Source organism: Mesorhizobium sp. FG116 (assembly GCF_057809835.1).
On the sequence record NZ_JBMDKS010000016.1, the window covers coordinates 24157 to 43052 of the forward strand.

Here is an 18896-nt window from a genome sequence, read left to right on the forward strand (position 1 = left end):
CGGCCCCGATTGAAGTCGAGCGGTGAGCTATCATTTCCGGCATGACAAGACAAGGTTTGCCGGGGGTCGCCTATTCGTCGGATAGCTGACGCCACGGCGATGAAGTGTTGGGAGTGTTGTCACTGCGCTTGTAGTCGTCGTCATCCAGATCGATGGTCTTGTCGCGCTGGCGAAACCCGCTCGTACCGAATTCGGTTACGACCGAGACGCGTTTCTTCAGGTGCCGCCAAGCCATGTCGCGCACCGGCGGCAGCAGGAACAGCAGTCCGATGATGGAGGTGATGAAACCCGGCACGATGAGAAGGATGGCGGCAAACACCATCATCGCTCCATGCGCCAGCTGGGCGCTGGGATCTCGCCCGGCATCCATTTCGGTGCGCACCTTGGTCATGACGCCGAAGCCCTGATGTCTGATGAGCAGGCTGCCGGTGATCGTCGAGGCAAGCACGAGGCCGATTGTTGCCAGCGCACCGATTTTGCTTCCGACGACGACGAAACCGGCGATTTCGGCGAGCGGAAGCGCAAGTATGAGCAGGGGAAGGAAAGAAATTCGCAAATTGAAGCCGTTCGACCGTTGTTTTGAGCTCTTGCAGCATTTGCCGCTGGCCCTGGTTCCCTCAGATAGGTATGCCTGCCATTGATTTGAATGATTGTGTCTCACGTTCTATATGCTTTGATGGCCGGATGCCAAGATGAGGGCAAAACCGGCTCGGTGAATCCGAAACAGAGGCCGAAACAGGGATTGAGTGGCGCAAGCATGGAATTCTTCGACTTCGGCACGATTTTCTTTCTCGTCGCGGCAGTGGTGATCTTCTTCCAGCTGCGCAACGTGCTCGGTCGGCGTACCGGCAGCGAGCGGCCGCCGTTTGACCCCTATTCCGCATCCCGCAAGCCAGCGGCTGAAGATGCAGAGGCTTCCGACAATGTGGTGGCGCTGCCGCGCAAGCGGGCGCAGGGTGAGCCGGCGGCGGATGTCTATGCCGACATCGATGCCTTCGCCAAGCCTGATACCGATTTGAACAAGGGCCTTCGCACCATCAAGGACAACGACGCCAGCTTCGAGCCGAAGGGTTTCGTCGACGGCGCCAAGATGGCCTACGAGATGATTGTCATGGCCTATGCCGACGGCGACAGGAAAACGTTGAAGAACCTGTTGTCGCGCGAGGTTTTCGACGGTTTCGTCGCCGCGATTTCCGAGCGCGAGGCCAAGTCGGAAAAAATCCAGTCGTCCTTTGTCGGCATCGACAAGGCCGACATCGTATCGGCCGAAATGAAGGGCTCGGAAGCCCATGTCACGCTGCGTATCGTCAGCGAGCTGATCTCGGCGACGCGCGACAAGGCTGGCACCGTTATCGATGGCGACCCCGAGACCGTGGCTGAGGTCAAGGACGTATGGACCTTTGCCCGCGACACGCGCTCTCGCGACCCGAACTGGAAGCTAGTTGCTACCGAAGAAGAAGACTGAGCCCAAGGCGGCGGTCGCCCGTGTCGCAACCATTTCCATTGACGGAACGCCGCTTTGACGAGTTGCCCGGGTGGCAGGACGACGACCAGCTTGCCGCTTTCGATGCGTTCCGCCGCAGTGCCGAACACGTATTGACCAAGCCGTATCGCACCGGCGCGCTCGGTATCGAATGCGCGTCGTTTGCGGAGGCTTATGAAGAAGCGCGGGCTTTGGCACCGACGGATCGTGCTGAGGCAAGGGCGTTTTTCGAGCGTCATTTCGTTCCGCTGCAGGTGCACCAGGAGATTGGCCAAGCTGGTTTGGTGACCGGGTTTTACGAGCCTGAGGTCGAGGCCTCATCGGTTTGCACCGAGCGATTTTCCGTCCCGCTTCTCTCTCGACCGCAGGATCTCATCGATATCGACGACGATAACCGCCCCAATGGCATGGACCCATATCTGGCCTTCGCCCGGGCAACTGCCGACGGTCCGGTCGAGTATTTTGACCGCCGCGAAATCGAGAGCGGCGCGCTTGTCGGGCAAGGTCTGGAAATCGCCTGGCTCGCCGACAAGGTCGATGCGTTTTTCATCCATGTGCAAGGAGCGGCCCGTCTAGCGATGACAGATGGCAGCCTGATGCGCGTGACCTACGCTGCCAAGTCGGGACAACGGTTCTCCGGACCCGGCAAGGCTCTGGCCGACCTCGGTGAAATTCCGTTGCAGGACGTCACCATGCAATCGATCCGAGCCTGGTTCAAATGCCATCCGGATCGCATCGACGAAATCCTGTGGCGCAATCGCTCTTACATATTTTTCAGGCAAGCCGATGTAAGCGACCCGGACCTTGATCCCATCGCCGCCGCCAAGGTGCCTCTGACACCTGGTCGCTCGATTGCCGTTGATCGTTTGCTGCATACATTTGGTACGCCGTTCTTTATCGACGCGCCGGCGCTGACCGCCTTTGACGGTCGCCCTTTTCGACGCCTGATGATTGCGCAGGACACGGGATCCGCGATTACCGGTCCGGCGCGCGGTGACCTTTTTGCCGGCTCCGGCAATGCCGCGGGCGAAATCGCCGGCGTCGTGCGCCATACCGCCGACTTCTTCGCGCTTGTCCCGCGCAAGCTCGCACCCTTATTGCTTGGCACCGAAAAGAGAGTTTCGGGTGTGAATAGATGACCAGGCGTGTGGAGAAGAAGCTGAGCGAGGAGGACCGGGTGCTGTGGAGCCTGGTTGCCCGCAGCGCCAAGCCGCTGAAGGGCAAGGCCGCAGTTGAGCTTCCCGTCGCTGAAGTCCTGCCAAAACCAGAGCCAAGCCCACCCTTGCCCGCTCCCTCCTCTGGCATCGTCAAGCCGAAGTCCCATCCGGTGCCGCACCATCTTGATGAGCCGACGTTGGACAAGCTCTCGAAGGGCCGCCTGCCGATCGAAGGCCGGGTGGACCTGCACGGCATGACGCAGGAAGAGGCTTATTCGCTGCTCCATTCCTTCCTGCATCGCGCCCATGCCGGCGGTATACGCTACGTGTTGATCATCACCGGCAAGGGCTCGTCCTCCGGCGGTGACGGCGTCTTGCGCCGCTCCGTTCCCGCCTGGCTATCGACGCCGGCATTCCGGCATCTTGTGTCCAGCCACGACCATGCCGCGCGCCATCATGGTGGATCAGGCGCACTCTATGTGCGCTTGCGCCGGGTGCGGGCATGACACCGCTGGGTGAAAAAATCCGCCAGCTCCGGCAACAACGCGGTGCAAGCCAGAAGGACATGGCTGCCGCGATAGGCGTGAGTGCCGCCTATTTGTCCGCGCTTGAACACGGTCGAAGGGGTGTGCCAAGCTGGACGCTGCTCCAGAAGATCATTGGCTACTTCAACATTATCTGGGACGAGGCCGAAGAGTTCCAGCGCCTTGCCGAGACATCGCGCCCACGGGTCAAGGTAGACACGTCGGGGCTTTCGCCAGCCGCAACCGAACTCGCCAACCTTTTGGCGGAAGGCATCGACAGGCTGGACGAGGCAGAAATCCGTCATATCACTGCATCGGTCCGCCAGATGCTCGAACGTGCGAAACGCGCGGACTCCTGACATCCTTGCGTCAGCAGGACCCTCAACGGGGCTTGCCGAAAGATCGCCAACTGGCCAATCTCGCCACACGTTCCCTGTGTATTCCTGAAGGCACGCCATGATCCTGATCGGACAGTATGATTCACCTTTTGTCCGCCGCGTTGGTATCGCGCTGACCCTCTACGGAATTCCCTTCGAACATCGGCCGTGGGGCGTGTTCGGCGATACCGACAAGATACGCGAGTACAATCCGCTTGTGCGGGTGCCGACGCTGGTCCTCGACGATGGGGATGTGCTGATCGAGAGCCACTTGATGCTCGATTACATCGACAGTCTCGTGCCGGCAGAGCAGGCGATGTTTCCGAAGGTTGAACCGGCCCGGCATCAGGCGCTCAAGGTCGCCGCGCTTGCCACCGGCATGGCCGACAAGGTCGTCAGCCTGTTCTACGAAAAGCGCCTTCACACGGAAGTATCGCAAGTCTGGGTCGAACGCTGTCGCTCGCAAATTTCCGGCGTGCTTGCGGTGCTGGAGGCCGACCGCGCCAGCCGAGGCAGCGCCTATTGGTTCGGCGACAGGATCGGCCACGCCGACATTGCCGTGGCTGCCGTACTGCGGTCATTGGCCGAGGCGCATCCCGGCCTGATCGCAATTGCCGACTACCCGGCGCTGGCCGCCCATTCCGAAAAGCTCGAGGCCATGCCAGTCTTCCAGACCATCATGCAGCCGTTCATTCCGCCGGCCTGAAACTTCAGGCAGCGTCGCGCACCTGATAATCCTTGACCGCAGCAAAGCGGATGGCCTTCCAGCGTTCGGCCTCGTAGTTAAGCGAGAATTCATGCTGAGCGAGGAACACCGGGTCGTTGTCGAGGTCGCGGGCGATGTCGCCGCGATGCGCCTCGATGAAGCGGGTAAGCTCGGTACGCTCGTCGGCGGCGATCCAGCGGCAGACTGAAAAGCGCGACATCTCGAAATCGACCGGCAACGAATACTCGATGTTGAGCCGTTCCTTCAGCACGTCGAGCTGCAGGGCGCCGACCACGCCGACAATCGCCGGCGATCCGTCTTCCGGCGAGAACAGTTGCACGACGCCCTCCTCGGCCATTTGATGCAGCGCTTCCTTCAGCTTCTTGGCCTTCATCGCATCACCCAGCCTGACTCGGCGCAGGATTTCGGGTGCGAAGTTGGGCACGCCGCGAAACAGGATTTCCTCGCCTTCCGTGAGCGTATCGCCAATGCGCAACGTGCCGTGATTGGGAATGCCGACGACATCGCCGGCGTAAGCTTCGTCGGCGGTGATGCGCGAGCGGGCGAAGAAGAACTGGGGCGCTGAAAGGCTCATCGGCTTGCCGGTGCGCACCAGCTTGGCCTTCATGCCTCTCTCCAGCGTTCCCGAGCAGACCCGCACGAAGGCGATGCGATCGCGATGATTGGGATCCATGTTGGCCTGGATCTTGAAGACGAAGGACGTCATCTTCTCTTCGGTCGCCTCGACCTTGCGCGTGTCGGCGTCCTGCGCGCGCGGCGGTGGCGCCCAGTTGCCCAATGCTTCGATCAGGTCGCGCACGCCAAAATTGCGCAAGGCCGAGCCGAAGAAGACCGGCGTCAGATGGCCCTGCCGGAAAGCCTCGAGATCAAAGGGGCGGCAGGCCTCGCGGGCCAGTTCCAGTTCCTCGATGAAAGCCGGGCGATCGTTCTCGGGCAGAAGCCCGGCGGCGCGATTGGAATCCGGGCCGTGGACCGGCGTGCGGTCCTTTTCCTCGTCATGGCGGCGAACGGCATTTTCGGCAAGATGATAGGTTCCGGCAAAAGTCTTGCCCTGCCCGATAGGCCATGTGACCGGGGCGGTATCGAGCGCCAGCTTCTGTTCGATCTCATCGAGAATCTCGAACGTGTCGCGCGCCTCGCGGTCCATCTTGTTGACGAAGGTGACGATGGGAATGTCGCGCAGTCGGCAGACCTCGAACAGTTTCAGCGTGCGCGGCTCGATGCCTTTGGCGGCATCGATGACCATGACGGCGGAATCGACGGCCGACAGCGTGCGATAGGTGTCGTCGGCGAAGTCTTCGTGGCCGGGCGTGTCGAGCAGGTTGAAGACGTTGTCGCCATATTCGAAGGTCATCACCGAGGTGACGACCGAAATACCGCGCTCGCGCTCGATCTTCATCCAGTCCGAGCGGGTCTGGATACGGTCCTTCTTGGCCTTGACCTCGCCGGCGAGCTGGATCGCTCCGCCGAAAAGCAGCAGCTTCTCGGTCAGCGTCGTCTTGCCGGCATCCGGGTGCGCGATAATCGCAAAGGTGCGGCGGCGCGCGACCGCCTGTTCGATAATCTCGGCCAATATCTGAAATCCCGTTAGGTGGCGGGCTTCTAACAGCCGGGAAAGAAACTGTCGAACGGAAATGCCGTTCAGGCGGTCAGCGCAAGCTCGACCTTTTCCGGCGCGAAGGGACGCACGCTGATGCCCTGGCGGCTGACGGCGACATAGCTGGACGGAGGTACCGACTGCCAACCGCTGCCGTCATGGTCGAAAGGCTCGGACACCACGCAACGGCCGCTGCCGAGCGTTCGGGTGTAGAGTGTCGGCGCGTTGCCATGGGTCGTGTAGCGCACTGCGTGAAGCGTCTCGCCGTCGGCGAAAGCGGCGGTGAGCTTGAGGTTTGCCTCCACGCCGCAGGCGCGCTGCATCGAGATGACGCTGGCAGCGGCACGCGTGGCCGCGCCGAACGGATCGTGAGCCAGTCCGTTTTCGACCATCAAAAGGAAAAACAGTTCCGAATCCGTGGTGCCTTCGATCTGGTCGTAGAGTTGGTCGCCGAGATTGGCTTCGAGCTTGCGGCGGATTCTGTCGAAATCGCCGATCTGGCCATTATGCATGAACGACCAGCGGCCGTTGATGAAGGGGTGGCAATTGACCCGGCTGGTCGCCCCGCCTGTCGAGGCGCGCACATGGGCAAGAAAAAGACTCGACCTGATCTGCCGGCACAGGCTTTTCAGGTTCGGATCGGACCAGGCCGGCAGGATGTCGCGAAAGAAGCCGGGTTCCGGGCGCTCGCCATACCAGGCAAGGCCGAAGCCATCGGCGTTGGTCGCGGTCTTTGCCTCGGTGGCGCAGTGGCTCTGGGCAATGAGCGAGTGGCAGGGCGCCGAGACGATGTCCTCGAGGAAGACCGCATCACCGATATAGGCTGCCCAACGACACATGCCCTGTTCGCTCCTAGGCGCGGTCCCCGATCATCGTGCGATCGTCTGGAACCGCATGTCCGCCACGATTATGCGTCCGCTCGTAAAGTTCGCGGATGATCCGGCTGGCCGTAGTCTCGAACAAAAACGGCAAGAAAGCGTGAATGACGGCGGCAAATGCGGCCATGAACAGGCGCGAGGAAAACCATGCGGCAAAGGCCATATGGCCGAAATAGGTCTCTCCGACCGAAGCCGGATGATCGATGAACATCTTGGTGATGTGGGTCGGCATGGCGGTTCTCCTGCGGCTCGGTCGATGGTGGCAGGATCGCATGGCAGCCTCGATGACATATCCCATTTTATCCTTGAACTTGCACATATCTTGGGACAAATATCCCGATATATGACCGATCTGGATGAAATTGACCGAAGAATCTTGGCTGAACTGCAACGCGACGGCACCTTGTCGGTGGACCAGTTGTCCGAGCGCGTGGCCTTGTCGCGCAATGCCTGCTGGCGCAGGGTCAAGCGACTGGAGGAAGACAAGGTAATTACCGGGCGCGTCGCGCTTGTTGATGCCGACAAGCTCGGGCTCGGCCTTTCGGTGTTTATCCTGGTGCGCACCTCCAATCATGACCCCGCATGGCTGAAGACGTTTCGTTCCGCGGTAACCAGCTTTCCCGAAATCACCGGCGTCTATCGCATGTCCGGCGATCTCGACTACGTGCTCCGCGCCCGCGTGGCCGACGTGAAGGCCTATGACAGGCTCTACCAGCGCCTCATCGCCAAGGTGCCGCTTACCGATGTCTCGGCCTCTTTCGTCATGGAGGAAATCAGGGAGACGACAGTGATCCCGGTGGAAGTGCGTTGACATCATCGTTCGGGGCCACATCTGTTCTGGCCACGTCGCCCCCCGTGCTGTAAGCGGAACCGCCTGGAGAGGAAGTCGTTCTACGCGGTACTCCGGGATTGACCATTCAGGCCAGCGCCTCAACAGGATCATCGCCATGTCCGCCACCCGCCAATCGCCTTCAGTCATCGGCCCGACAGTCGGTTTCGTCAGGTTGCCGCACGGAGAGGGCCTGCCCCTGCCCGCATATGAAAGCGCTGGCGCAGCCGGCATGGACCTGCGCGCGGCTATCGCCGACGATCGCTCGATCTTGATATTGCCGGGCAAGCGCGCTCTCGTGCCAACGGGGCTGGTACTTGAGATACCGCAAGGCATGGAAGGCCAGATTCGCCCCCGCTCGGGGCTGGCTCTCAAGCACGGCATTACCTGTCTCAATACGCCGGGAACCATCGACAGCGACTACCGTGGCGAGGTGAGCGTGCTGCTCGTCAATCTGGGCGACGAGGATTTTTCCGTTACGCGCGGCATGCGCATTGCCCAGATCATATTCGCACCCGTGGTGCAGGTTGCAGCCGAGGAGCGTACGCTGGCGGGAGATACGTCGCGCGGCTCCGGCGGCTTTGGTTCGACGGGTACGGCGTGAGCATTCAGCCCAAACTCGTCATCTTCGATTGCGACGGCGTGCTGGTCGATACCGAAGGTCCTGCCAATCGCCGGTTGGCTGAGTGGATCACCGCGGCCGGTCATCCCATCGCCTATGAGCAATGCCGGCGCCGGTTCAGCGGGCGCAGCCTGTCGTCGGTGCGCAGCGAACTCATAGAAACGGCGGGCATCGACCTCGGAGCCGACCTCATCGACCGCTGGTATACGGAAATACAGACCTTGTTTGCCGACGGTCTGGAGGTGATACCGCATGTTGAGAGTTTTATTGATGCTGTCGAACGCGCCGGCATTGTCCACTGCGTTGCATCGTCGGCGCGTGTCGAGAAGATGCATCTGACGCTTGGCCGGACCGGCCTGCTGCCGCATTTCAAGGACGTGCTGTTCAGCGCTTCCATGGTTGAGCGCGGCAAGCCCGCACCTGACCTCTTCCTGCACGCCGCAAGAACCATGGGGTTCGAACCCCAGGATTGCATCGTCATCGAAGACAGCGTTCCCGGAACACAGGCGGGCGTGGCCGCTGGCATGCGTGTCTTTTCCTACCATGGCGACGCAATGACCGATGTTGAAGGTTTGCGCGCGGCGGGTGGCATACTGTTCGACGACATGCGCGAGCTGGCCGGGCTTGTTCCTGTCGCTTGATGCGGGCGGATCCCGACAGCCTGAGCCGCCAAGATTAGGGGTCGCCTTGTAAAAAGCCGGCCTCGATTTGCATCGAGACCGGCCAAATCGCCCCAAAGCCAGGATTATTTTGTCTGAGTTAAGTCTGCCCGGCTGGACAGACGAGATGGACTGGAATGGGTGTGCGTGCATGGACCCGATAGGGTTCCTGGCTCCACATAAGATTGCGGATAAACCAGGGGCGCCGTGGGTCTGCTCCCATGATAATGGCATCGCAATTGTGACGCTTTGCCTCGTTCAGGATACTTTTGCTCGGATTGCGGGTGGTTACGATATGTCCACCTGCCGAGACGCCGGCATCCTCCAGTTGGCCGAGAGCCCAAAAGACGTTCTCTTGCTGCTCTTCCATCTCGCGCTTGCTGGGACGCAAGCCCGGATTGGGCAACCCAAGACCTGTGCCCCACAACCTAGCCACGCTGAGTACCCTGGCGTGGCCGTCATGTGGAAGCAGCATCCGCACCGCCAGGTCGATCACATCCTGGTTGAAACGTCTGCCCTCAGAAGCAATCAGCACATTTTGCGCGGCTTTCGATTCGCCGGCGGGTCGTGACTGTCCGAACAGGTTCCGGATCATCTGCCCAACCTCCTAGTTGCTGGTTGTCGCTACCGCACCGGCAGGGACGCCGTCACGGCGATCCTCCCATTTGCGGTACCAGTACAGAGGCAGGTACATGAACGTCGCGGCGATGCCGAGGAAGTAGTAGATCGCCTGGCCGCCGATATACGAGTAGATGACGCCGCCGACCAACCACACGAAGAAATACAGCGCCGCCAGCGCCAGCGCGACGTACTTGAAGTACTCCGGCAGGCGGAACGGACGATGGACGTTCGGGCGGTCCTTGCGCAGCAGGTAGTAGCCGATGAGCACCGGCACGAAGGAACCGAGATATCCCACGTTGGAGAAGGAATAGATCTCGATCGCTCCGCCCATGAACGCAATGAGCAGGCTGGCCCCGACATTGGTCATCATTGCCCGGTCGGGAACGTGGTTCTTGTTGAGGTGCTGGTAGAAGCGCGGGAACTGGCCGTCGAGCGACATCTGGTAGAGCGAACGCGAGCAACCCATCAGCGAGTTCAGCGCCGACAGCACCAACGCGATGATCAGCATGATCGCCATCAGCCATTCCATTACGGCCCCTGCCACGCCGGGGAAGATGTTGCTGGCGAAGGTGACGAACATCGTCTTCGGATCGACCAAAGCCGGGTCCGAGATGGCCTGCGCACCAAGCACGACCACGAACGAAATCGGCAGCATGGTGTAGACGAAGACGCCGTAGCCGCCCTCGAGCGTCATGGCGATCTTGGCGTCGCGGCCCGGATGCTTGCACTCGCCGATGTAGCAGGCTGCCGCTTCATAGGCGATGACCGTCCATAGCAGCGGGAACGCATAGGCCACATACATGACCCAGGCAGGGTAGCCGTTGATGTCGCTGAAGAAGCTCGACCCGTCGAGTTGCGGGAAGTTGGCGATCTCGCTCCAGTTCGCGGCATCGGGATTGAAGACGAAGCCGATCGACAGGAACGTCAGCGGGATCATCGACAGCACCGCCAGTATGGTGGCCATCGACGTGCCGAAACGGATGCCGAGATAGGCGGGCACCGACAGGACCAGAAGGCCGACCGCGGTAATCGCCAGCGTCCACCAGGGGATGAAGGTGCTGATCGGCGTAATGCCGACAGTCGCGTCCAGCCCGAACAGGTGGGTGATATAGAACGACGCCAGGATCATGTTGAGCGGAGCGACAGGCATCCAGCCCACCCAATACATCCAAGCCGTGACCCCGTTGACGTGCGGCGCCAGCCGCGGCCATCGGTCCTTGTAGGCAGGGTAGGCATAGGATGGAGAACCGCCCGTTCGCCCGGGCATCATTGCCGACAGTTCTGCCAGCAAGAGGCATAACACAACGCCTGTGAGCGTGAAGAATGCGATGAAGGGAATGTAGGAAGCGCCGAAAACCGTAAGAAAGGCTGGCGCTGCGCCGGTTACGAGAATGGTTCCGGCCAGACCGATGACAAAGGCACCCCACCAATTTGTGCCGGTCTGAAGATTGCCTTGTTCGTAGTCCAGTACGTCGATTGTGTCCCCGTGATTGGTGCTCATTTCATTCCCCCTTTCACCTTTGCGGTGATCGGATTTTCGCGGCATGTGCAGCCAATCGGCTCCGTGTAGAAAGTGCGTTTGCGCTTGTCAGTCATGGGGTTTCCTCCTCCTTATGACCTTGGTTGGCAAAATCGGGTCTGCGTACCTGTCTGTTCGGCCCCTCGCCGATCAATGTGCTTGAGGTCGCACGAAGTACCCACGGGCCACCGAAAGACGGCTCGCGGCTTTTGCTCTTCGACGTGAAATTACCGGCGCGTACGCAAAACCCGACGCGCCTGTCTCTGCATCTTTTGTGTGAAGGTCGGTTGGTAGCCGGCCACTGGCCCGGCACCGCCGCTGCGCGCGGCCATGCCGAGGTCGAAAATTGCGCTATTTGATTTGCTGGGCTTTGCCAGATGCACCAATACCGACACGACAGAAACGGCACACGCTACCGTAGCGGTGCAATTCTTCCCGTATCGCTTTTATGATGTCATGATGGCTAAGCTACAGCCGCTCAATTTTCACACGTTATGGATGCTTGTTGTTGTTATTTTTCCACCCATCCGTCTCCTCCGATTACCAAATCCGATGAATCAAAGAGCTGTTCTTCATTGGGCAAAAATTCCAGTTCAATGCGATTCACATTGAGAAAGAAAATTTCACCAAATGCAATGAGGCCACAAGCTCTCTTACCTGTCAACAAGATAATATATTGCGGCTGGTGGGCGGGCTGGTTTTTCGATCAAGATTTGTAACTCTTTGAACTGGTTCGATAAATTTCGATTTTTTACGACGTGCGGCAAAAATCGCCAACTCGACGGAATAGCGCCGCGGCGGAGCACGAAAGGCAAACGCGTTGCGGAGCGGCAGGACCGCGCATTCTCCTGACACCACCCTGTCATGTTCCTGACGCGGAATCTGGAAAAACAGGGTTGTGAGCCAATCGCATCCGTTTGCCCGCGACGGTGGCCAGGGATAGGATCGCGTCATGATTTCAACACTGACAGGGCAGACGCCATGGACAAGGGCAAGGTTTTTCGCGAGCTTCACGCTTCCACATTCGTCATTCCGAACCCGTGGGACATCGGCACCGCCAAGCTTTTGCAGTCCTTCGGCTTCAAGGCGCTGGCGACGACCAGCGCCGGCTTTGCCTTTTCGCGCGGCCTGCCGGATGGCGGGGTGAATTTCGAGACGATGATTGCCCACTGCAAGGAACTTGCCGCGGCAACCGACCTGCCGGTGTCGGCGGATCTGGAGAAGGGCAAGGGCGATAGCCCGGAGCGCGCCGCGGAAACCATTTTCGCCGCCGAGGCGGCAGGCCTGGCCGGTTGCTCGATCGAAGACTTTTCCGGCGACGACGATCGTCCGATCTATGAATTCTCTCATGCGGTCGAACGTGTGGCGGCGGCTGTCGAGGCGGCGCGGGCCTTGAAGAACGACTTCGTCTTCACGGCGCGTGCGGAAAACTTCCTGCATGGCATCAACGATCTCGACGACACCATCAGGCGCTTGCAGGCTTTCGAGAAGGCAGGCGCCGACGTGCTCTATGCACCGGGCATCACGGATATCGATGCGGTGCGCACCATCTGTTCCTCCGTTTCCAAGCCGGTCAACATTCTCGCCGTCCCCGCCTTCACCGTGGCTGAACTGGCCAAGGCCGGAGCAAAGCGCATTTCGCTTGGCTCCAAGCTGACCAACTATACGTTCGGTGCGTTGGAGCGTGCGTCGAAGGAAATTCTTGAAGGCGGTTCGTTCACCTTCAGCCGGGACGCCATGGCCTATGACCGGCTGCAGAAGATGTTTTCGACTTCGGAAGGCTGAGCCGTGAACGCAGCTTTGACCGTGACCGACATGCACACCGGCGGCGAGCCGGTGCGCATCGTTACCGGCGGCTATCCGGCGATCCCCAAGGGCACGATCCTGGAAAAGCGGGCTTATGTTCGCGACCATCTCGACCATCTGCGCAAGCTCCTGATGTTCGAACCGCGCGGCCACTACGACATGTATGGCGCGCTTCTGGTCGAGCCGGACCTGCCCGGGGCCGACCTCGCCGTTCTGTTCATGCACAATGAGGGCTACTCGACCATGTGCGGCCACGCCGTGATCGCGCTTGGCCGCTATGCGGTGGACACCGGCATCGTTGCAGTCCGCGAGCCGGTGACCGTCGTCAACATCGAGGCGCCGTGCGGGCTGGTCGTCGCCTCGGTCGAGGTCAAGGACGGCAAGGCGGGTGCGGTCTCGTTCGAAAGCGTGCCGGCGTTTTTGTTCGCCCGCGAGGAAAGCACTGAGCTTGCCGGTTTCGGCACAATCCGCTTCGACCTTTCCTATGGCGGCGCGTTTTACGCGCTCGCGGACTGCCGCCAGTTCAACCTGGAATTCGGCCGCAACCGGGCGCGCGATTTCATCGACGCTGCAACTGCGCTGACCGAAAAGCTAAAAGTCACCCTCCCCTTGTCCCATCCCGACCATGACGACCTCGCCTTTCTCTATGGTACGATCCTGACCGATGGCGTGGACAGGTTTTGCGACCGTCCGACGAAAAATGTCTGCGTCTTCGCCGAGGCGGAAGTGGACCGTTCGCCGACCGGGTCGGGCGTGACGGCCAGGCTGGCGGCGATGCACGCCAAGGGCGAGATAGCTATCGGGCAGACGCGCATCTTCGAAAGCATCGTCGGCTCGCACTTTACCGGCGCGGTCGCCCGCAGCACGAAAGCGGGCAGGCATGAGGCGATCGTTGCCCGCGTCGGCGGCCGCGCCTTCTATTCGGGCAAGACGCAGTATTGCCTCGAAGAGGACGATGAGCTCGGTCGCGGCTTCCTCCTGCGTTAGATCAGGTGCGGGCGGCCTGCAAATGCCGCCTCGCCCCAAACGCCTTCCCCGGGCTTTGCAAAGCGGTCCCGATGCTCTAGACCCCGCTCGGCTGGTGCGCGTGGATTGCGGCGCAGGCCCGGAAACGTTGCGGCGGAGTGGGATGAATGCCCGAATATGACGTCCTGTGCATCGGCAACGCCATTGTCGATATCATCGCCCAGTGCGACGAGGCGTTCCTCACCGACAACGGCATCATCAAGGGGGCGATGAACCTGATCGACGCCGAGCGCGCCGAGCTGCTTTACAGGCGCATGGGCCCGGCCATCGAGGCGTCCGGCGGTTCGGCCGGCAACACGGCGGCGGGCATTGCCAGCTTCGGCGGTCGCGCCGCCTTTTTCGGCAAGGTCAACGCGGATCATCTCGGCGAAATCTACGCCCATGACATCAAGGCGCTGGGCGTCGCCTTCGACACCGCCCCGCTGAAGGGCGAGCCGCCGACGGCGCGCTCGATGATCTTCGTCACGCCCGATGGCGAGCGCTCGATGAACACCTATCTCGGCGCCTGCGTCGAGCTTGGCCCGGAGGACGTCGAGGCCGACAAGGCAAGCGGCGCGAAGGTCACCTATTTCGAGGGCTATCTGTGGGATCCGCCGCGCGCCAAGGAGGCGATCCGCCAGGCCGCGCGACTGGCGCACGCCGCCGGGCGCGAAGTGGCGATGACGCTGTCGGACTCGTTCTGCGTCGACCGCTACCGCGACGAGTTCCTCGACCTGATGCGCTCGGGCACGGTCGATATCGTGTTCGCCAACAGCCATGAGATCAAGTCGCTCTACCAGACCGCCTCTTTTGATGAGGCGCTGGCGGCGATCCGCAAGGACTGCCGGCTGGCCGCCGTGACCCGCTCCGAAAAGGGCTCGGTGATCGTGCGCGGCGACGAGACGGTGGTGATCGCGGCAACCGCCATTGCCGAGCTGGTCGACACCACCGGCGCCGGCGACCTCTATGCCGCCGGCTTCCTGCACGGCTACACGCAAGGCCGCGATCTCAAGACGTGCGGCGATCTCGGTTCGCTGGCGGCGGGGCTGGTGATCCAGCAGATCGGCCCGCGCCCGCGCCAGAATCTGCGCCTCGAGGCCGAACAGGCAGGGTTGCTGTAGCGCGCTCTTTACCTCGCCCCTTGTGGGAGAGGTCGGATTGCCCCGAAGCCGCTTTGCGGCGCGGTTGGCAATCCGGGTGAGGGGTGTGTAGCTGCATTCCAACGGCCCAAGCGGCGCTCCTTCCATCACCCCTCATCCGTCTTGGCGCTGCGCGCCAATCCACCACCCGGCCCTCCGCTATGGCTCCGGGCGTTCATCGCTCGAAAAGCCCATTGAGAGACTTTTCGTGCGCTTCGCGCACCGCTCTTCACCCCACAAGGGGAGAAGGCAGAGCTCCCCCCTCACTCATCGAGCCTGAAGGCCAGCATAAGAGCTGCTTCGGCGGCGACGTGGCCGGGGATCGGGCCGCCGCCGCAAGCGCCGGGACCATTGTCGCCCATCGGCAGATGGCAATGGCCCGAAAAGCGGCAGGCCCGTCTCGGGCAGCGTTGGGGTGCGCCGTCGGCTTCGAGCGCGAGGCTCAGTGCGGACATGCAAAGCCGCTTGAAGCCCTGCGGGATGTTGTCCTGTCTCTCCGTCATGTCTGGTCCTTTCTGGTTGGATGTTTCAGGCATGCGGAAGTCTCTTCCCGCCGTAAACGGATCGGGAAGCGGACGCAGGAACCGCGCCTTTGGAATTTATTTTACGGCGCGGTGTCCTGCGTCCGCCGGCGTTCTTGCCTTACCGGGGGCAGCACTTTTTGCCGAAAGCCCCGATCAAGGCCCGGACCTGGGGGATCATCTCCCAGCCGCGCTACCGTAGCGCGACCGATCCGGCGCCGCCGCCCTCGCCTGATGCCCGGTGCGCAGCCAGGCTTCCCGTGAGAACGGTGCAAGGATTATGCGGCGGGCCGGGAAAGCGTGGACAAAAAATATTTGAAAGTATGAAGAATCAAGGAGTTGTAACAAGGGAAAGGTTGGTTCATCCTCGTCAACGCACGGAAATTTTCAGAGGCCTCGCAATATTGGCCGCCAATAGGCCTTCAACATCTCGCAGCAGGTCATATCGGCTAGTTCTATAGACTGCACAGTTCCAGAAGCCGGACCCATTGCGTTGATGATGTCGCGCTCAATGACCTTCTTGTTAGGCTCAGAGATTCCAAGGCTGGTGCCAAACACTGCACGCTCCTCCGCTTGATCGAGTGAGAGCAACCGCATATTCATGTCGCCGTAAGAAAATCCCAAATACACAACAACTTCTGCCTCAGCGATCAGCCTCTTAGCCCTGTTGATCATATCGCCATCTTCAACCTGCTCGGTGAAGGTGCGAATTTGAGATGCAATCTGTGGGAGGTCACGAGCGTGAACGTCTTTACCAAATCCCGTTAATCCCTGTCGGTCTTGCCACGGTAATTGTCCAACTTGGCCATATGGATGTTCAATCCGTAGTTGGTTGACGAGATGCTCTGCCTCCCTGTCGTCCATGCGGAAATAGTTGGCCAGAGCATGGACGAGAAAGTGTTCTATGCATCTGTCATAGTTGAAGGCAACGAATGAAACTCTCTCGAAGAGAGCTCTAACTTTGCCCGCCTGTACTCCCTCCGTCAGCATTTGAAAGAAAGGATGATACCAACTACTAGCCACTGTGCTTAAATCTAAGGTCTGCCGCTCACGATTGATGGCTAGTCGACAGTCGCGCTCCGCCTCTAAAATGCTCGCTGCGATGCCTAGCTTCCCCATCCAGGTCAAGCGGTCATCATCGGCATGGGCGTGAAGATAGTTGTCGATTGAGATCGCTTGCCGCATACCAGCAGCGATATCTCTTCCGACATGATAATATGGGTTGGGATCTTGTTCGCCTTTTTCCCTGATATGTAAACGGACTGCTTCAGCGATGATCCGATCACCGCTGGATTGGTTCCATCCGTCGCCAAAGCCGATATGTAGCTTTTTGGCGATGATCCGGGTTAAGTCAGACCCTATGGGAAAGTTAATCTCGCTACTGGCCCCGGCGCCTACAATGAAAACCGTATTTCGCTCGAACATCGACTTTGCCCATCCAAAACCGAATCAATACTTGCAATTCGGTAGTTGTCCTCCAGCTTATATCTGGATGCGCGAAACGAACCGAGATAAATTGACCGAAATCAACCTTTCATCAAATCTGCTCAACCACCTAACCTCATACTCCCGCACAATCGCTGCCGTCGCCGCGAACCATTCGGAAGCGCGGGTGCGTTTCTGGTGAAAATCGAAGGCGGCCTGGTCGGCGAAAAGTTCTTCGACGCGCCAGACAAGGGGATCGTCGGTCTGCGAAACCTCAAAGGAGATGCAGCCGGGTTCCGCCCGCGTCAGGCGCATGTGTTCGGGCAGGTGGCGTTGGACGGTCTCGACCTCCGCCACCGACGCGCAGCGCAGGAAGCCTGACAGCCGCACCATGGTCGGTGGTTTCCCCGCCGCATCGTCGTGGCTCATAGGTAATAGTCTCCGGTTTGGCTTGCCAACTTAAGCGAGCGGCTGACGTTGTGGGCCTGTTTTATCCCCCAAGAGTCAGAAAATCGGAATCCGGCGCACAAAAGAAGTGAGCCGGCAAATGTCGAGGACTGTGGAGCGTTGTGTGCGCATCGGCGCTAGGCCGGAACGTAGGTGAGGCGGATGACGTTCTCGCCGATGCGGTCGCTTGCCGTCAGGCGAAGCGGCGGTCGCGGGCCGGAAAAGAACGGCTTGCCGCCGCCAAGCACATAGGGGTGAAAGTAAATCCGGTATTCGTCGATGAGGCCTGTTTGCGACAGGCTGCCGGCCAGTTCCGGTCCGGCAATTTCAATGTTGCCATCGAGGCTGGCTTTCAGGGCACGTAAAGCCTGCTCGACATCGTGGCTGATGAGCGTGGCGTTCGGGCCAACCGACTGCAAGGTGCGCGACACCACCCATTTGTGCTGGCCGCGCCATGCCTCGGCGTAGGCGCGCCGCGCGTCGTCCCACTCGGCACGGTCTTCGTCCCAGTAGCGCATGACCTCGTACATGCGCCGGCCGTAGACGATGCCGGCAAGGCCGCGCACATCGTCGATGAAGTGCCGAAATAAGACGGCATCGGGCGCGAAGGCCATGTGGTCGACATAGCCGTCGAGCGAGGCGTTGAGTGCAAAGACCAGCTTCGCCATGCTACGAAATCTCCCACGCGCCTAGGGTGTTCGCGAACATCTGCTATCGCGAAGCAGTCGGATCGCGCCATGTTGCGAACCGGAACGCGGACATCAAGCCAGAAAGCAGGCCAGAATGACAGCAGGAACCGGGCGCACGGCAAGCCGCGTCGATGAGATGCCGTTGCCAGCCGGACCGCAGGCTGAGCCCGGTTGGCCCGAAATCGTGGTTGCGCTGGTGGTGTACCTGGTGCTTGTCGCGGCGCTCGGCTTGTGGATGGTGAACACCAGTGACGAGCAGGCAGCGGTGCGCGGCATCGTCGGCATGGCGGCGAACGGCGCGATTGGTTGCATCGCGCTTCTGGCGGCGGTTTTCCTGCGCATTCGCGATTTCCGGGCATTCGGCTTTCGCGCGGTCGAGCTGAAGTGGATTGCGGTTGGCGTGGCGCTCGGCGTCGTCGCCTTTGGCCTCAGCTTCATCGTCGAAGGCGTGTATTTCCACTTCATCACCGAGCCGAACACGCAGGCCGATTTCCAGGCGGCGGCCTCGGGCGGGACGCTATCGCTTCTGGTGCTGTTGGTGGCGGGCGCGCTGATGACGCCGTTCGGCGAGGAGGTGGTGTTCCGGGGCGTGATAGCCACTGCGCTGAACCGCCATGGCGCGTGGGCGGGCGTGCTTGGCAGCGCGGTGATCTTCGCTGCTGCCCACGGCCCGAGCGTCATCTTCTTCGACGCGCTGATGGTCGGCATCCTGGTCGGCGTGTTGTACCGCAAGACCGGGTCGCTATGGCCCGCCTTGGCGGTCCATGTCGTCTATAACGGGCTGCATCTCGTCACTTATTCGATGTTGTGACGACGCTCTCCCGGCAGCGTGGGCAAGAGGACCAAAATTTAACCCGCATAGGCGAAACTA

At 60.6% G+C, this 18896-nt stretch carries 21 protein-coding genes and 1 pseudogene; 12 read left to right on the forward strand and 10 right to left on the reverse strand.

The features are described 5' to 3' along the window. Window positions 1–70 precede the first annotated feature (70 nt). Entirely contained in the window at window positions 71–556 is a 486-nt protein-coding gene (locus tag ACODTY_RS13845) for an FxsA family protein (protein WP_488994835.1), read from the reverse strand. Between the two features lie 201 nt (window positions 557–757). Here ACODTY_RS13845 and ACODTY_RS13850 point away from each other — a divergent pair, with 201 nt between their 5' ends. From ACODTY_RS13850 to ACODTY_RS13870, 5 genes are all read left to right on the forward strand, one after another. Further along, window positions 758–1465, forward strand: a complete 708-nt coding sequence (locus ACODTY_RS13850; protein ID WP_488994836.1) for a Tim44/TimA family putative adaptor protein — start codon at window positions 758–760, stop codon at window positions 1463–1465. 20 nt (window positions 1466–1485) lie between these two features. Further along, entirely contained in the window at window positions 1486–2622 is a 1137-nt protein-coding gene (gene mltA, locus ACODTY_RS13855) for a murein transglycosylase A (RefSeq protein WP_488994837.1), read from the forward strand. Then, complete coding sequence (locus ACODTY_RS13860) at window positions 2619–3146, forward strand: Smr/MutS family protein (protein ID WP_488994838.1); 528 nt, start codon at window positions 2619–2621, stop codon at window positions 3144–3146. Before mltA ends, ACODTY_RS13860 begins: the two co-directional genes overlap by 4 nt. Further along, a complete protein-coding gene (locus tag ACODTY_RS13865; protein WP_488994839.1) occupies window positions 3143–3523 on the forward strand; it encodes a helix-turn-helix domain-containing protein in 381 nt (126 codons plus the stop codon). Before ACODTY_RS13860 ends, ACODTY_RS13865 begins: the two co-directional genes overlap by 4 nt. 97 nt (window positions 3524–3620) lie before the next feature. Next, window positions 3621–4247 carry a glutathione S-transferase family protein gene (locus tag ACODTY_RS13870; RefSeq protein WP_488994840.1) on the forward strand — a complete coding sequence of 209 codons (627 nt, stop codon included), beginning with the start codon at window positions 3621–3623 and terminating at the stop codon, window positions 4245–4247. A gap of 4 nt (window positions 4248–4251) precedes the next feature. On the opposite strand, the gene ACODTY_RS13875 is transcribed toward ACODTY_RS13870, so the two are convergent. The 3 genes from ACODTY_RS13875 to ACODTY_RS13885 all read right to left on the reverse strand — a co-directional run bounded on the left by ACODTY_RS13875 (window position 4252) and on the right by ACODTY_RS13885 (window position 6975). Then, window positions 4252–5841, reverse strand: coding sequence for a peptide chain release factor 3 (locus ACODTY_RS13875; protein ID WP_488994841.1), 1590 nt, complete (start codon window positions 5839–5841; stop codon window positions 4252–4254). 68 nt (window positions 5842–5909) lie between these two features. Beyond that, window positions 5910–6704: a class II glutamine amidotransferase gene (locus ACODTY_RS13880; protein WP_488994842.1), complete on the reverse strand. Its 795-nt coding sequence runs from the start codon at window positions 6702–6704 to the stop codon at window positions 5910–5912. Between the two features lie 13 nt (window positions 6705–6717). Further along, window positions 6718–6975, reverse strand: coding sequence for a DUF6356 family protein (locus tag ACODTY_RS13885; protein ID WP_488994843.1), 258 nt, complete (start codon window positions 6973–6975; stop codon window positions 6718–6720). Window positions 6976–7086: 111 nt separating this feature from the next. Between ACODTY_RS13885 and ACODTY_RS13890 the strand changes: the two genes are divergently transcribed. The 3 genes from ACODTY_RS13890 to ACODTY_RS13900 all read left to right on the forward strand — a co-directional run bounded on the left by ACODTY_RS13890 (window position 7087) and on the right by ACODTY_RS13900 (window position 8835). Beyond that, window positions 7087–7554 (forward strand): Lrp/AsnC family transcriptional regulator, encoded by a 468-nt coding sequence (locus ACODTY_RS13890; RefSeq protein WP_488994844.1) that lies wholly within the window; start codon window positions 7087–7089, stop codon window positions 7552–7554. Between the two features lie 136 nt (window positions 7555–7690). Beyond that, window positions 7691–8176: a dUTP diphosphatase gene (gene dut, locus ACODTY_RS13895; RefSeq protein WP_488994845.1), complete on the forward strand. Its 486-nt coding sequence runs from the start codon at window positions 7691–7693 to the stop codon at window positions 8174–8176. Beyond that, the gene (locus ACODTY_RS13900; protein ID WP_488994846.1) at window positions 8173–8835 is read left to right on the forward strand and encodes an HAD family hydrolase; all 663 of its coding nucleotides are present in this window, start codon (window positions 8173–8175) and stop codon (window positions 8833–8835) included. Before dut ends, ACODTY_RS13900 begins: the two co-directional genes overlap by 4 nt. Window positions 8836–8953: 118 nt before the next feature. Here ACODTY_RS13900 and ACODTY_RS13905 read toward each other — a convergent pair whose 3' ends face one another. Next, window positions 8954–9448: a universal stress protein gene (locus tag ACODTY_RS13905; protein ID WP_488994847.1), complete on the reverse strand. Its 495-nt coding sequence runs from the start codon at window positions 9446–9448 to the stop codon at window positions 8954–8956. A 12-nt stretch (window positions 9449–9460) separates the two neighbouring features. Continuing rightward, window positions 9461–10975: an APC family permease gene (locus tag ACODTY_RS13910; RefSeq protein ID WP_488994848.1), complete on the reverse strand. Its 1515-nt coding sequence runs from the start codon at window positions 10973–10975 to the stop codon at window positions 9461–9463. A 999-nt stretch (window positions 10976–11974) separates the two neighbouring features. Between ACODTY_RS13910 and ACODTY_RS13915 the strand changes: the two genes are divergently transcribed. The 3 genes from ACODTY_RS13915 (at window position 11975) to ACODTY_RS13925 (ending at window position 14925) form a co-directional block, all read left to right on the forward strand. Beyond that, the gene (locus tag ACODTY_RS13915; RefSeq protein ID WP_488994849.1) at window positions 11975–12778 is read left to right on the forward strand and encodes an isocitrate lyase/PEP mutase family protein; all 804 of its coding nucleotides are present in this window, start codon (window positions 11975–11977) and stop codon (window positions 12776–12778) included. 30 nt (window positions 12779–12808) lie between these two features. Then, window positions 12809–13786, forward strand: coding sequence for a proline racemase family protein (locus ACODTY_RS13920; RefSeq protein ID WP_488994905.1), 978 nt, complete (start codon window positions 12809–12811; stop codon window positions 13784–13786). A gap of 146 nt (window positions 13787–13932) precedes the next feature. After that, entirely contained in the window at window positions 13933–14925 is a 993-nt protein-coding gene (locus ACODTY_RS13925) for an adenosine kinase (RefSeq protein WP_488994850.1), read from the forward strand. 281 nt (window positions 14926–15206) lie between these two features. On the opposite strand, the gene ACODTY_RS13930 is transcribed toward ACODTY_RS13925, so the two are convergent. The 4 genes and pseudogenes from ACODTY_RS13930 to ACODTY_RS13945 all read right to left on the reverse strand — a co-directional run bounded on the left by ACODTY_RS13930 (window position 15207) and on the right by ACODTY_RS13945 (window position 18004). Then, window positions 15207–15446: a hypothetical protein gene (locus ACODTY_RS13930; RefSeq protein ID WP_488994851.1), complete on the reverse strand. Its 240-nt coding sequence runs from the start codon at window positions 15444–15446 to the stop codon at window positions 15207–15209. Window positions 15447–15851: 405 nt separating this feature from the next. Further along, window positions 15852–16889, reverse strand: coding sequence for a hypothetical protein (locus ACODTY_RS13935; RefSeq protein WP_488994852.1), 1038 nt, complete (start codon window positions 16887–16889; stop codon window positions 15852–15854). Window positions 16890–17009: 120 nt separating this feature from the next. Next, window positions 17010–17282 (reverse strand): annotated as a pseudogene (locus tag ACODTY_RS13940) (putative quinol monooxygenase); the annotation flags it as partial. Between the two features lie 191 nt (window positions 17283–17473). Then, entirely contained in the window at window positions 17474–18004 is a 531-nt protein-coding gene (locus tag ACODTY_RS13945; protein ID WP_488994853.1) for a dihydrofolate reductase family protein, read from the reverse strand. 115 nt (window positions 18005–18119) lie between these two features. On the opposite strand from ACODTY_RS13945, the gene ACODTY_RS13950 reads away from it, so the two are divergent. Further along, the gene (locus ACODTY_RS13950; RefSeq protein ID WP_488994854.1) at window positions 18120–18836 is read left to right on the forward strand and encodes a CPBP family glutamic-type intramembrane protease; all 717 of its coding nucleotides are present in this window, start codon (window positions 18120–18122) and stop codon (window positions 18834–18836) included. Window positions 18837–18896: the final 60 nt, after the last annotated feature.